At 59.8% G+C, this 13,334-nt stretch carries 8 protein-coding genes and 2 tRNA genes; 5 read left to right on the forward strand and 5 right to left on the reverse strand.

The genetic code is table 11. The annotated features are described in order from the left end of the window. Positions 1-31: 31 nt before the first annotated feature. Together ACTG20_RS15495 and ACTG20_RS15500 are read right to left on the reverse strand one after the other, a co-directional pair. Complete coding sequence (locus ACTG20_RS15495; RefSeq protein ID WP_040066126.1) at positions 32-1,933, reverse strand: transglycosylase SLT domain-containing protein; 1,902 nt, start codon at positions 1,931-1,933, stop codon at positions 32-34. A gap of 99 nt (positions 1,934-2,032) precedes the next feature. Continuing rightward, positions 2,033-4,537 carry a putative bifunctional diguanylate cyclase/phosphodiesterase gene (locus ACTG20_RS15500; protein ID WP_194496745.1) on the reverse strand — a complete coding sequence of 835 codons (2,505 nt, stop codon included), beginning with the start codon at positions 4,535-4,537 and terminating at the stop codon, positions 2,033-2,035. Between the two features lie 368 nt (positions 4,538-4,905). Here ACTG20_RS15500 and hpf point away from each other — a divergent pair, with 368 nt between their 5' ends. After that, on the forward strand, positions 4,906-5,244 hold the full coding sequence (gene hpf, locus ACTG20_RS15505) for a ribosome hibernation-promoting factor, HPF/YfiA family (protein WP_005334257.1): 339 nt from the start codon (positions 4,906-4,908) through the stop codon (positions 5,242-5,244). Between the two features lie 111 nt (positions 5,245-5,355). On the opposite strand, the gene ACTG20_RS15510 is transcribed toward hpf, so the two are convergent. Next, positions 5,356-5,865 carry a VC2046/SO_2500 family protein gene (locus ACTG20_RS15510; RefSeq protein WP_157161075.1) on the reverse strand — a complete coding sequence of 170 codons (510 nt, stop codon included), beginning with the start codon at positions 5,863-5,865 and terminating at the stop codon, positions 5,356-5,358. 124 nt (positions 5,866-5,989) lie between these two features. Here ACTG20_RS15510 and ACTG20_RS15515 point away from each other — a divergent pair. Together ACTG20_RS15515 and ACTG20_RS15520 are read left to right on the forward strand one after the other, a co-directional pair. After that, positions 5,990-6,074, forward strand: a tRNA-Tyr gene (locus ACTG20_RS15515). 34 nt (positions 6,075-6,108) lie between these two features. After that, positions 6,109-6,193 (forward strand) — tRNA-Tyr (locus ACTG20_RS15520). A 177-nt stretch (positions 6,194-6,370) separates the two neighbouring features. On the opposite strand, the gene tamB is transcribed toward ACTG20_RS15520, so the two are convergent. Both tamB and tamA read right to left on the reverse strand, forming a co-directional pair. Continuing rightward, complete coding sequence (gene tamB, locus ACTG20_RS15525) at positions 6,371-10,171, reverse strand: autotransporter assembly complex protein TamB (RefSeq protein WP_440008037.1); 3,801 nt, start codon at positions 10,169-10,171, stop codon at positions 6,371-6,373. Between the two features lie 61 nt (positions 10,172-10,232). Next, positions 10,233-12,008, reverse strand: a complete 1,776-nt coding sequence (gene tamA / locus ACTG20_RS15530; protein ID WP_005334265.1) for an autotransporter assembly complex protein TamA — start codon at positions 12,006-12,008, stop codon at positions 10,233-10,235. 515 nt (positions 12,009-12,523) lie between these two features. On the opposite strand from tamA, the gene ACTG20_RS15535 reads away from it, so the two are divergent. Further along, positions 12,524-12,898 carry a hypothetical protein gene (locus tag ACTG20_RS15535; RefSeq protein ID WP_005334267.1) on the forward strand — a complete coding sequence of 125 codons (375 nt, stop codon included), beginning with the start codon at positions 12,524-12,526 and terminating at the stop codon, positions 12,896-12,898. Between the two features lie 123 nt (positions 12,899-13,021). Further along, entirely contained in the window at positions 13,022-13,300 is a 279-nt protein-coding gene (locus ACTG20_RS15540; RefSeq protein ID WP_182932597.1) for a peptidylprolyl isomerase, read from the forward strand. Positions 13,301-13,334: the final 34 nt, after the last annotated feature.

A 13,334-nucleotide genomic window follows, 5' to 3' on the forward strand; every position in this document is an offset into this window, starting at 1 on the left:
TGAAAACAGGGGCCGGCTGGCGGCCCCCGACTCAATAGGCGTGATTGAGCTCCCGCTCCGACATGAAGCGCAGCGGCTGCTGCAGCTTGTGCTGATAGATGAGATCGAACGACAACACGTTTTGCACGTAGTTGCGGGTCTCCTTGTAGGGGATGCTCTCGACCCACACGTCCATCGGCTTGTTGTCACTCTGCTCTCGCCAGCGTTTTACCCGTCCCGGCCCGGCGTTGTAGGCGGCCGCCGCCAGGATCCGGTTGCCGTCATAGACATCCAGCAAGCGCTTGAGATAGGCGCTCCCCAGACGAATATTCATCGTCGGATCAAACAGTTGCTGCTCGTTGCGATAGGGCACCCCCAGCTTGCCGGCAGTCTCTTTGGCAGTAGCAGGCATCAGCTGCATCAGACCGCGCGCCCCCACCGGCGACTGGGCCAGCGGATAGAGGGCACTCTCCTGACGGGAGATGGCATAGAGCAAACTGGTGTTCATGGTGCGCTCTTGCGCCATCTGGGAGAAGGTGCGTTTGAGCGGCAGCGGGAAGCGCAGGTCGAGGGCATCCCACGCTTCGGCGCGAATGCTGGCGAGAATGGCCAGCTCGTGCCAGCCCTGATTGAGGGCGATATGACCAAACTCGATGCGCTGGGCCACCGGATTGCGATCCATGTTGTGGATCCACTCCGAGCGGGCCGCCGCAATCTCGTTCATCGACAGCAGCTCACGCACCCGCAACAGGAAGGGCCAGCGCTGACTGGCCGTGCGCCAGTCCGGTACATGCTTGACGCTCTGGTTCTTGATGCGATAAGGCACCCCGGTGCGCTGGGCGGCCATAAAGCCGTAGAAACCGCGCAGGTTGGCAGTCTCCAGATAGAGATCCCGCGCCGGTTTTTGCTGCCCCTGCACCTCAAGGGAGCGCGCCATCCAGTAGCGCCAGCGATCCTCTTTCTGACGGGCCATCGGCATCATCTTCACCCAGCCGGAGAGGCCACGCCAATCCTGCTCCCAGATGGCCAGTCGCGCTCGCAGCTCGGTAATGTCGGGATCCGCCAGCTTTTTCACCGTGCTGTCGACCCAACTGCGCTGGGCAATGGAGCGATCCAGCAGCAGGCGGCGGGCAATGGCACGCTCTACCGGTTTCACCTCGGCCTGGGTCAGGCCGAAACGGCTGCGAAACAGCGCAAGCTGGCGCAGCACCGACTCCGGCTCCTGATTGGCATAGCGGGTCAAGCCGAGGGAGAGCAGCTTGCGGGAATAGGGGTTGCTGCTGAAATAGGCCGGGTTCATCGCCTTGGCTGGCTGCTCGAACAGAGTCACCATCTGATCGCCATAGCTCTGCAAGCCGCTACCCAGGGTCGCGCCAAGATGGCGGATCAGATTGGGATTTTCCGCCTCGAACGCCAGCGTCATCCGCTGCCAGATCTTCTCCTGGGTACGCTGACCGGATGCCTGCCACAGCTGAAATAGCGGGGAGCAGGCATCGGGACGGGATTGACCGCTCATCCAGATCTTGCCCGCCCCCTGCAACGCCTCTTTCGGCTTGCCGGTGTAATAGAGCGCCTGATAGTGCATGCAGAGCAGATCGGTGGAGCTCGGCTTGGCCGGATAGAAGCGCAGGAACTGCGACCACTGCTGGCTCTGGGCCAGATAGGTCAGATAGCTGCGCTCCAGCCGGTTGGACTGGGGGGTATCTCCATGCTGGCGGATAAAGCGGGTCACATCGTTGTAATCGGCCGCCCCCGGACGAAAGGCGAGCTGATAGTAATCGAGGTAAGGGAGCAGGGGGTAATGGGTCAAACGGGCACGAATTTGCTGGAAACGGGCCTGATCATTGGCCCGTACGGCGTCATACGCCTGACGGTAGAGCGTCTGGTCGGCAGTCTGCGCCATCAGGGTCGGCACAAACAGCGCCGACAAAACAATTCCCCATACAGCTTTCACTGAACATCTCCATTGAGGGCAATACACCGCCCGGTGGCGGTGGGTCTACTGCCTCTCATTCTACCCGTTGCCGGGCAGCGCTACAGCGGGGAGCAGGGACTATTTTTCTGACTCGCTCAGCTGCATTTCACGCAGTTGCTCCGGTCTGGTCAGCCGCTGTACATATTTCTCCAGATAGGGCACCGGCAGCGGCTTGGAAGCGAGATAGCCCTGATAGAAACTGCACCCCTGCGCCTTGAGAAACTCCAGTTGCTGACGGGACTCCACCCCTTCCGCCGTGACGTTGAACCCCATATGTCGCGCCATGGCGATCACCGCCTCGACGATGGCCATGTTGTCGCCATCTTTCGGGATGTCCTGAATGAAGGAGCGGTCGATCTTGAGCTCATCGGCAGGCAGCCGCTTGAGGTAGCTCAGGGAGGAGTAACCGGCGCCAAAATCGTCGATGGCAAAGCTGATGCCGAGCTCCTTGAGCTCGGTCATTTTGCTGATGGTGTCCTCGGCATGGCCCAGCACCACAGATTCGGTGATCTCCAGATTGAGGCAGGCCGGGTCCATGCCAGTTTGCGCCAACACATCGTGGATCCGCTCGACAAAATCGGTGGCATGGAACTGCTTGGCACTGACGTTGACCGAGATCTGCGGAATGTGGATGCCGTTCTCCTCCCACAGCACATACTGGGCGCATGCCTCGTGCAGCACCCAGTTGCCGATATCGACAATCAGGTCCGTCTCCTCGGCGATGGGAATAAACTCGGCCGGTGAGACCAGCGAGCGACCGGCCGGCTGCCAGCGAATGAGCGCCTCGACACCAATGATATCGCCGCCATCGACCATATGCTGGGGCTGATAGTAGAGGGTCAGCTCTTGCTGGCTGAGGGCGTTGCGCAATTCGTTGTGAATGAGCAGACGGCGATCCGCCTGCTGCTGCATCGAGGCATCGAAGAAGCGACGGGTCTTGCGGCCAGCGGACTTGGCCTGATACATGGCGGTATCCGCCTGCTTGAGCAGATCATCGACCCCCTGCTCCCGATCCGGAAACAGGGTAATGCCGACGCTGGCACCGATGTGCAGCACCTGCCCCACATAGGTATAAGGAGCGGCAATCTCGGTGATGAGCCGCTCGGCAATGATATCGGCCTGCATCTCCGCCTGGGGCGGGCTGGCCGAGAGCGATGGCAGCAACAGAACAAACTCGTCACCACCGAGGCGGGCCAGACAATCCCCCTGTCGCACCAACCGTTTGAGACGGGCGGCGACCTCCTTGAGCAGCCAGTCACCGGTGGCGTGGCCGAGGGAGTCGTTGATGGTCTTGAAGTGGTCGAGATCGATAAAGAGCAGCGCGCCAATCAAGCAATCGCGGGTCGCCTCGTTGAAGGTCTGCACCAGAGTCTCGTGGAGCTGACGGCGATTGGGCAATCCGGTCAGCTCGTCGTAATAGGCGAGATCCTGAATGCGTCGCTCGGCCGCCTTGCGCTCGGAGATATCCTCGAAGCAGATGACAAAGTGGCTGATCACCCCCTTCTCGTCCTGCACCGGCGTCACTATCTCCCACTGGGGATAGGTGTGACCATCGACATGGCGACGCTGGGTCTCCCCCTGCCAGCGGCTGAGGGTATTGAGCTCGTAACCGAGCCCACCCAGATTGGGCCAGAGATCCTCTTCCAGATGCAGGCCCAGCACCGATTGGCTGTCAAAGCCGGTGATCTGGCTGAAGGCGTTGTTGACCCGCAGGATCTTGAACCCAGGATCCGTGATGATGATCCCTTCGTGGGTCTCGAATGCGACGGCAGAGAGGCGCATCTGGGCATCGGATTGCAGGCGCTCCAGCTCGGCCACCATCCGTACCGAGAAGGTATTGAGCACCGAGGTGAGGTTGCTGGTATCTGCCGGAGCCGAATAGAGCAGCGCCAGATGGCCCAGAAGTTGGCCTCTGGCATCAAACAGCGGCTGACCATAATAAGTCTGCCCGGCCGCCAGCCAGGGTTGATACTCCTGCGACTCGTCGATCACCTCGAAACAGATGGCCCCTTGCTTGTAGAGCTCCTGACAGGGGGAGCCCGCCAGCGGATAATCCTTCTGCGCCAGCCCGTCGGCGGCCAGCACTTTGACCCGGTCGGCACCGCACAACTCACCCACCCAGACCGCATCCACCTTGAGGATATGGGCCAGCTGGCTGACCAGGGTATTGAAGAAATCGAGCCCGGTGCGGGCAGAGAGCGCCTGCGCCAACTGGGTGAGCAGGGTGGTTTGCAGCAATGGCAAAGAGAGATTGAGGGAGGAGACCGCACTGTTGGCGGTATCAAGAGGGGCCAGCCAGCCACAGCAGATCTGCTGGGTGGGCACAAACTGGCCGCTCCAGAGCACATGGTTGAGCTGCCCCTGATCATCTTTCAGATGACCGATGAACTGTTCAGGCAGATGTGATTCATGAAGCCGGACAAGAAAGTCGGCAAAGCCTGCCTCATCTTCCGGTAACAGGCGAGCGGCCCAGGGATGATTGCCCTCCCCTTGCCACTGCTGGTAGGCCCCCTGATCAGAGAGACTCCACTGATCATGTTGCCGATCGAAAAACCACATGACTTGCGTGGCCTGCTGCTTCATTTACCACTCCAACACAACAACCAACCACGTTTGATGTCCAATCAGGCATAGCAACGCCCCCTGCATCCGCTCATGAGATCAGAGGTTGCGAGGGAAGAGTACAAACATGCGATATCAAGCAGTGGAAACCGGACATGAGGTCGACACGAAGTGCTGCCAAGAAGGGACAGAAACGATCCTATTCCCGTCATACTGCCTGCCAGTTTCATGGAGCTCAAGCTGTTTTTGGCACGAAACCGGAAAAGATCACAATTTATAAGTTGCTGAATAGCCAAGGGAAGGTTATGTGACATAGATCACATTTCAATCTTTACCAATGAGTAATCTGAAGGTGAAGACACAAGCAAGACGACCCGAAGGGGGCCAATATGAAAATCGAAATTACCAGCAAAATCATCGACATCACCCCGGCTATCCGCGAGCGCATCGAATCCCGTTTTGAAAAGCTCGAACGTCTTCAGGTGCCTCTCATCACACCCCATGTGATTGTTTCCAAAGAGCGTCTGATGTTCACTGTCGAAGCCAGTGCTGGCATCCCCAACGGCAAACTGTTTGCCCAGGCAGAGCATGAGGATCTCTACGCCGCCATCAACGAACTGGGGCAAAAACTGGAGCGCCAACTCAACCGTCATACCGAAAAGCCGATTGCCCGTCGTGCCAACGCAGCGCTCAAAGAGCAGCCGCAACCGGATGAAGCTGACGCTTGATAGCATGCCGCAAGGCTAAAAATTCCAAAGAGCATAAAGGCGGGGTCACCCGCCTTTTTGTTGCCTGTGATTTGCCGACAAGCACAGCATTACACCAGTAAACAGGCGCCATCAACTGAGCCAGTGCAACCGGGTATCCACCCCCTGTTGCAAACGGTCGAGGATCGGCAGCAATACCAGCGGATCCTCCTGGCGTGGCATATCGGCCAGCTTTCCTTGCAACCGCTCCCGCGCCAGCGGCGACAGGTTGTCGTAGACAGCCTCATCCAACAAGGGTTGCTTGACCGCCAGCGGCGGTGTTTGCAGCACCAGCCAGAGCCGCACATCCACCATGCTTCCCCCTTGCTGCAACCGCTCATTGATGGCACTGCAGTCACTCCCCGCTCCTTCAGCCACCAGCACCTCTGCCGGTCTCAGCGCAAAGTGCAGACGCCAGTCACGGCTCTGGGGAGTGGCCGCCGGTTTGGCATCAAACCAGGGTTGCTCCTCCACCGCGTCGGTCAGCAGGGCCAGATGCAACCGGAAATCAGCGCGATCGCCATGCTGCAGGTCACGGTTGAGGCGCTGCCCCAACTGGCCCTCATCGACGAGCAGGTGATTACGGATTGAACTGGGCAGCATGAGATAACTCTCGAAAATGGCTATTTCACTGGTTATCGGCCACAAATCCAATTCTTTTAATGGAAAAATCCTGCTTGGGGGTTCACAAAACCGGAAGATCTGTTAGTATGCGCCTCGCACTTGTGGAGGGGTTCCCGAGCGGCCAAAGGGATCAGACTGTAAATCTGACGGCTCTGCCTTCGAAGGTTCGAATCCTTCTCCCTCCACCATTTCAAGTGCGACAAGTTGAAAGCAATACCCCGTGGAGGGGTTCCCGAGCGGCCAAAGGGATCAGACTGTAAATCTGACGGCTCTGCCTTCGAAGGTTCGAATCCTTCTCCCTCCACCATCATTCAGAAAACCCGGCCTGGCGCCGGGTTTTCGCATTTATAGCCCGCCGCAATCCATTCTCCCTCTGCACTCCAGTCCCTTATCGTCATTTACCTGCAGCCGATCGCGCAATAAAAAAACGGGAGGTCTGCGCCTCCCGTTTACGTTCATATCAGCCCTGTTACGGGATGAAGCGTTACAGAGTAAAGCGATAGAAGATATCGACCGCCTGAGCCACCCCGCTCATCGCCTGCAGATAGAGCCGTGGCAATACCTCGTAGCGCAGCTTGAACTCGGCGATGGGGCTGAAGACCCCGACCCCGTACTGGAACTGCAAACCCGGCAGCAGATAGGCCGATAAAGTCACCTGGGTGTTGTCGCCACTGCCCGCCGTATCAAGGGAGACATCGCTCATCCCCAGCGACTCGCCGATACTCGACACCACGCCATTGGCCTGACTCACCGCGCCGGCCACCAGCAGACCGTTGAAACCGCCATCCTCACCGCCAGTCTGCAACCCTTTGCCACGCAGCAGATAGGAGAGCTGTTCCGACTGCGCCATCTGCGGTTCGGAATAGACAGTGATTTCAGGCTTGCTGGCAGGGCCGGTCACCCGCACCCCGACCGTCACCTGACCTTCGATGGTATCGGGATCCCGGTTGGCCTCGATGTTGAGGAAGGGCCGATCCAGCGGACCGGAGAAGAGGATCCGCCCCTCCTTGATGATGAGGTTCTGACCGTAAGCCTTGAAGCGGCCGTTGGTCAGCACCAGCTGGCCATTGCCAGCCAGCGGTTTCTCGGGATCCTGACGGATATTGAGGCCACCGGAGACATCGGTCTTGAGCCCCATGGCATCAAGCTTCACATCGTTGCCAAGGCGGATCGCCACCTTCATCGCCAGCGGCAGGCTTGCCTGCTTGGGAGCCGGGGGCAGATCGTCATAGACCACAGTCACATCGTCGGAGACCGCCACCGCCGAATCCGGCAAGCTCTTGACCAGAATGCGCGCCCAGGGAATATCCACCTGACCGGTAATCCGGGTCTCCTCACCCAGCGACACCGCGATATCGGGAGAGACTCTGACCCGGCCCATGCCCGGATATTGTGCCTCCAGATCCTTACCCTGAATGGTGAGGCTGCCGCTGACCGGCATCTTGGCCCAACTGAGCCAGCCGCCCAACGCCAGCGGCCCCTTGCCCACAAGCATGGAGCCATCGAGCTCGGCGCGGTTGCCCTCGATCTTGAGGCGGGTCACCAGCTTGGTCAGGGTCACCATATCGGAGTGGGTCTGCACTTCACCGTCACGCAGGTTGAGCTGGCCAAACAGCAGGGGTGCCGCCAGCGTGCCGTCGAAGCGGGCATCGGCGGAGATGATCCCTTGCAGGGAGCGCACCTCAGGGATGAGCGGCGCGAAGGTATTGAGCTTGAGATCGTCAAACTTGAGCTGACCACCGAGCAGACCGCGACCGGCAGGCTCCCTGATCAGCAAATCGGTATCGATATTGCCGATCTGCTTGGAGGCAAAATCGAGGCGAATGGCCGCCTGCTGCCGCTCGAAATCCAGGGCCAGAGCCAGTTGCTGATAGTCGGTCTTGAGGCCATCTGCCACAAAAGTGCCCGGCGTGGTTCGCACCACCGCATGCAGGGTCGGCTGATTGCCACGCCAGCTGGCACGCCCATCGGCGGAGAGCATCGCCTGCCAGCGGAAGTTGTCCGGCAACCAGGGGCGCAGCCGCTTGAGATCAAACTCGCTCAGGGCAAACTCCAGAGTCCCCTGTGCAGCGGAAACCTGACTCCCCTTGACGCAGAGGCTGGCCCCCTGGGAGCCGAGGCAGAGATCCCCCATCGCCAGCCGCTGACGCGGCAGATCGAGATCCAGTGCCCAAGGGGAGCTCAAGTCCCAACGGCGCAGCGGGGTTTTCAGCTGCAACTCGGAGAGCGCCCCGCGCCAGTGATCCCCGCGCACGCCGCCACCCAGTTTGAGATTGGCCGCAACAGGGTCACCCTTCATGGTCAGGGTCAACAGATGCTGACTGATATCGCCGCTGAGGTTCAGGGCCAGCTGGCTGAGCTTGGTTTCCCCCTGTTTCAGCTGCGCCACCAACAACGCGAGCTCACCGGCCGGTTTGGCGCCGATCACCGCATTGCCCTTGAGACTAATACCCTTCAGGTCGGTGCCGGCGTAGTAGAGCCGCTCGGAGGCGAGATCCGCATCGATTTTTGGCGTCTGCTGATTGCCACTGACCTTCACCTGTCCCTTGATATCCCCTTTCAGGCCGGGATAGATGCCCCCCAGCTGGGGAGCCTGCAGGTTGGCATCGAGCTTCCACTGGGCGCTGCTGATACTGCCCTTGGCCTGCAACTGGTTGGGGCCACTTTGCAGCGAGAGCGCCGGGATCAGCCACTCCATCTTGTCGTTGCCGCTAAGCTCCCCCTTGAGGGCCAGCGGGTACTGGTTGAGCTTGCCATCCACCTTGAGCTTGGGCAGTTTCAGCTCCCAGTGGCCCGCTTCGTTCATCACGAAATGGCTCTCCAGCTCACCGGCCAGCGTCCCTTTCAGCTCGGGCAGCAGCTCGGCCGGATTGATCCCCTTGAACAGTGTGGTCCCCTGCCACTCAACCCCCTTGTTCCAGGCGAGCTTGCCATCGAGCTTGAGCTCCCCCTTGAGGGCATTGAGCTGCAAGGCGATCTTGCTGAGCCGCTCCAGATTCCCCTTCCCGTCCAGCGCAAGCTTGAAGGGGGGAACATCGGTCCCCTTGCCGGAGGTATTGAGGGCAAACTGGTAGCCGGAGAGCTTGCCCTTGGCAGTCAGGCTCCCTTTGTCCAGCCGATAGCTTGCCTCTTCCTTGGCAGGCTTGTGCAACGGCCAGCCTAGGCTCTTCCAGTCAAGGGCCAAATCGAAAGGGAGATCCGGGTCGAGCGAGGCCAGAGAGCCCTTGAGATTGGCGGCGATCGGCCCTTTGGCCGACAACGCCAACCCCAGCTTGCCGACCGAACCGCTCAGCGCCAGCGTGGCCTGCTCCCCTTGCAGCTCGCCATCCAGCAGCCCCTTGCGGGCCTTGGCATCCAGCGTCACCGCCAGCGGGTAGTCGTCACTGAGCTGGATGTGGCCCTTGAGCGCCAGGTCGGCCATGGCGTGGCGCAGCGAGAGCTCGCGCACCTCGATGCGATCGTCGACGGCAGTGGCCGACAGCAGCAGCTTGTCGAGCCCGTCAATCAGCTCGCCCTGCTTATATTGCACCCGGGTCGCGCTGACCCCTTCCAGCTGGATTGGGAAAGGAAGATGAATGGCGGGCAGGAGAATGGGGGCAGCCTTTGCCGTATTTGCAGCTGGCGTCCCTTTGCCCTGTTTGACGGTCTTGACGCTGGCCTTGTCATTGCGCGCCACCGCAGCTCCGGCTTGTTTCTCGTTAGCGGCCGGCTGCTTGGCAGATTTGGCTGCGCTGGCGGGTGCCGCGTCGTCCAGCGTCACCTTCAAGTTATCGAGCACTGGGCCGCGTACAATCAGCCCCTTGCGATTGAGGGTGGCGCCGATATCGAGGGACCCCAAGGTCACAGCCACACCGGGCACCGCCAGATCGAGATCGGCTACCTTGAGGTTATCGACCTGGATCTTGAGTGGCAGCGGGTGCCAGACAAAGGGTTCGGAAGGCTCTTCCGGCGCAGGTTCAGAGTCGGCTACCTTGACCACCGGATGGGTCACTTCAAGCGATTTGATCCAGAGTTTGCCCTGCAGCAACTTGCCGAGATCCCAGTCGAGCACGGCGCGATCCACAGTGACATCCACCAGCTCATCCTGCCAACCCGCCCCTTCCAGAGTCCAGCCATAGCCAAGCTGACCGGCCACCAGCTCCCCCTTGAGAGAAGGCAGCGCCCCCTTGGCCTGTTGCCACAACCACTTGTTGCCCTGATGGGTAAAGCCCAGCAGGCTGACGCCGATGAGCAGCAGGAACACCAGCCCCATCAGCCAGAGAAAAATGCGTTTTAGCCAGATCACAATGCAGACCCCCGCGCAAGATACAGCCGCAGCGGCCAAAGAAAAAAGCGTTTAGACAACATCATAATTCAGGCCCCAATGCGAAATGCAGCCGCAAGGGCTTGTCCTCTTCCGATACCCCGACCGCCAGATCCAACCTGACCTGACCGATGGGGGTGACCCAGCGTACACCGACGCCGGTACCTATTTTCCAGGGTTCGCTGTAATCGGTGGTGGAGGTGCCGCCATCCACAAACATGGCCCCCAGCCACTTCTCGCTGAAGCGGTAGTTGTATTCCAGACTGGCCACGCTGGTGTAGCGGCCACCGGTCAGCTTGCCATCCGGCCCGGTGGGGGAGATGCTCTCGTAACCAAAGCCGCGCACCGTCTGATCGCCACCGGTAAAGAAGCGCAAAGACGGCGGCACCAACGAGAAGCTGTCACCTATGATGGCCCCCTGCTCGGCCCGCATCAGGAATCTGTGGTTATCGCCAAGAGTTCGCAGCCACTTGCTGCGCCCCCACACCCGCATAAAGCTGATGTCGGAGCCCCATCTGGGATCGGAGAACTCCAGCGTCAGCTGCTGGCGATCCCCCCAGTCGGGCACCAGAGTGCCGCGCACCCGCAGTCGGGACCAGGAGACCCCGGGGATCAGCAACAAGCTGTTCCCCTCGTCGGCGCCCTGGGTATAGATCTCGTTCTCCAGCCGGATAAAGACGTCCCGATCCCAGCTCTCCGGCCGCCGCGTCCAGCGGTGCACACCGATAGTGGTGAGATCAGAGCGGGTATCGTTGTTGTCCTTGTACTGGTAGCCGGTCTGGATGGAGTAGTAGTCCCGCAGCGGGTTACCCACCGGGATCTGATAGTCGAAGCTGAGCTCTGCCTCCGGCGCCGACACCTTGGCGGTGGCAAACAGACGGTGGCCATAGCGGTTGACCCAGGGCTTCTCCCAGGTGGCACTCATCCGCGGCCCTACGTCGGTGGCGTAACCGATACCTGTCTCGATTTCGTGATCGACCCGGTTATCCAGCGTCACCGCGATGGGTACCCGATAGTTGCTCGCCTCGCTCAATACCGGCTTGATATCGACCTGACGGAACAGCTTGGTGGAGGAGACATCCTGCGACATCTCGGCCAGACGGATGGCGAGATAGGGATCGCCACTCTTGATGTTGATAAGCGGGCGAATAAGGTGAAGCGCTTCGGGAGTGGCATCGTAGCGGATCTCGCCAAAACGGTAGCGATGGCCCGATTCGAACAGAATAAAGATCTCCGCCGTCCCCTTGTCCGGGAACACCTTGACCTGACTCTTGCTCAGCTTGGCATCAAAGTAACCGCGGGCCAGCCCGAGGCTGCCCAGATCCGCCTTGATGGATTCATATTTGGCGTGATTGAGGGGCTCGCCTTCTTTGAGGGGCAACTTGTCCAGCAGGGCGCTGTAGAGCTCGTCGCTGCCCGCATCCCCCTCCAGCAGAATATCGAGGCGGGAGACGATGACCGGCTCCCCCTTGTCCACCTCAATCACCACTTTGGACGGAGTCTTCTTGTCGCGGCTCAGGGTGATTTTCGGCTGGTAGTAGCCATAAACCTGCAGCGCCTTTTGCACGCTTTCGGTGATTTTGGCTCGAGCCGGGCGGTATTGCCGCTCCTGATAGACTGGCAGGGCATTGAGATAGGCTTCGACGTTATCCTTGTTCTCCCCTTTCAGCCCCTTGACCTGATAGGTGAGCTTGGCGGCAAACGCGGGCGAAGCCAGCAGCGACAGCAACAGGCCCACCCCCAGTACCCGCAGGCCGCGGCGAAACGCAGGGCCGGACAGTGAACGCCCTGCCAGCAGGGATGAAATGCATCCTGTCAAAGGTCAATATTCCTGAATCTGTGGTGAAGGAAACCAGCGCCCTTTCGGGCCAACCCCGAATGCGGCGCAGCACGCCATGCCGTGCATGGCCGTGACACAAAAATGCGCGCCAGAAAAATGGCGAACCTTATCCTAACATAGGCATCCGCCAGCGACAGCGCAGCACCATTGGCAAATTCGCCATATCTTTTAAGAGGTTGACCACAAATCACACATTTTGGTGACAATGACGCCGCCCACTTTCCCGATGGACGCGAGTTGACCCGCCCTGAACAAGGCTCACTTCGTCGTCAGGCCGCCTTTGTCACCTTTCCCCCCTCTCATTACCACCAGAAACCCACCACGACAGAGTTTGTCGGCATCACCCCACCCTCACCGTTTAACAGGCCCGGTACGCGCCAAAGCCCGCCGTAGCGGATGATTAAGAATTGCTCGTTCAGCACAATCGAATTATCCCACTGCCTTTGCGAACGTCCCTCCCTCACACTTGAACCATCAACTGAAGGAGACACATCATGCATGCACGTAGCGAACAGATGGCTGACTATATTGCCGATCGTCTCGAGTTCATCACCTTTCTCGCCTGTTGCAGCGCCCTGCTGGCCCTGCTGACTGGCATGAGTGGCCAACAGGCGCTGGCCTTTACAGCCCTGAACCTGCCGTTTGGTCTCGGCATTCTGCTGGCGATGGCGCTGCTGGCCCCCCTGCCCGTCCACTGGCGGCTGCCGGGGATCACCTTGCTGCTGGCAGGTTGCGCCCTGATGACCCTGCAACTGGGGGGGGAGTGGCTCAATCCGCTGGCCATCTGGAGCCTCTACGCCCTGCTCGGGCTGGAGATCATCTGGCAAGCGCGTCCCCGCGCCATGCTGGCCACCCGCGCTCGCCAATAATACGGCCGATAAAGGGCGGGCTGTGATGGCTGACGCCGGTGGCAAATTGGGGTACTCTTGCGCCCCGATTTGCTACCACCCTTGGCGTTAACAACCTTCGCCATCACTCCCAGGAGCGCCCCGATGAAAAAAGCCTGTGCCCAGCACATTCTGGTCAAGACCGAAAAACAGTGTCTGGAGATCAAGGAGAAGATCGAGAAGGGAGCCGACTTCGGCCAGATGGCCAAGCGCTTCTCCACCTGCGCCTCCTCAAAACGCAGCGGCGATCTGGGGGAGTTCAATAAAGGGGATATGGTCAAGCCCTTCGACGATGCCGTCTTCAAGGGGGAACTGCTCAAGGTGCTGGGGCCGGTGCGCACCAAGTTCGGCTTCCATCTGATCAAAGTTTTGTACAGAATCTAGACAGGCTTGTTTTTTTGCATTAAGAACACAACTC

Source organism: Aeromonas sp. 84A, assembly GCF_051919345.1.
Taxonomy (GTDB): domain Bacteria; phylum Pseudomonadota; class Gammaproteobacteria; order Enterobacterales; family Aeromonadaceae; genus Aeromonas; species Aeromonas veronii.

Bases quoted from the DNA above. Each gene is read 5' to 3' on its own strand.
- ACTG20_RS15535 (WP_005334267.1), top strand. From the start codon at position 12,524: ATGCATGCACGTAGCGAACAGATGGCTGACTATATTGCCGATCGTCTC.
- ACTG20_RS15540 (WP_182932597.1), top strand. From the start codon at position 13,022: ATGAAAAAAGCCTGTGCCCAGCACATTCTGGTCAAGACCGAAAAACAG.
- ACTG20_RS15500 (WP_194496745.1), bottom strand. From the start codon at position 4,537: ATGAAGCAGCAGGCCACGCAAGTCATGTGGTTTTTCGATCGGCAACAT.
- hpf (WP_005334257.1), top strand. From the start codon at position 4,906: ATGAAAATCGAAATTACCAGCAAAATCATCGACATCACCCCGGCTATC.
- ACTG20_RS15510 (WP_157161075.1), bottom strand. From the start codon at position 5,865: ATGCTGCCCAGTTCAATCCGTAATCACCTGCTCGTCGATGAGGGCCAG.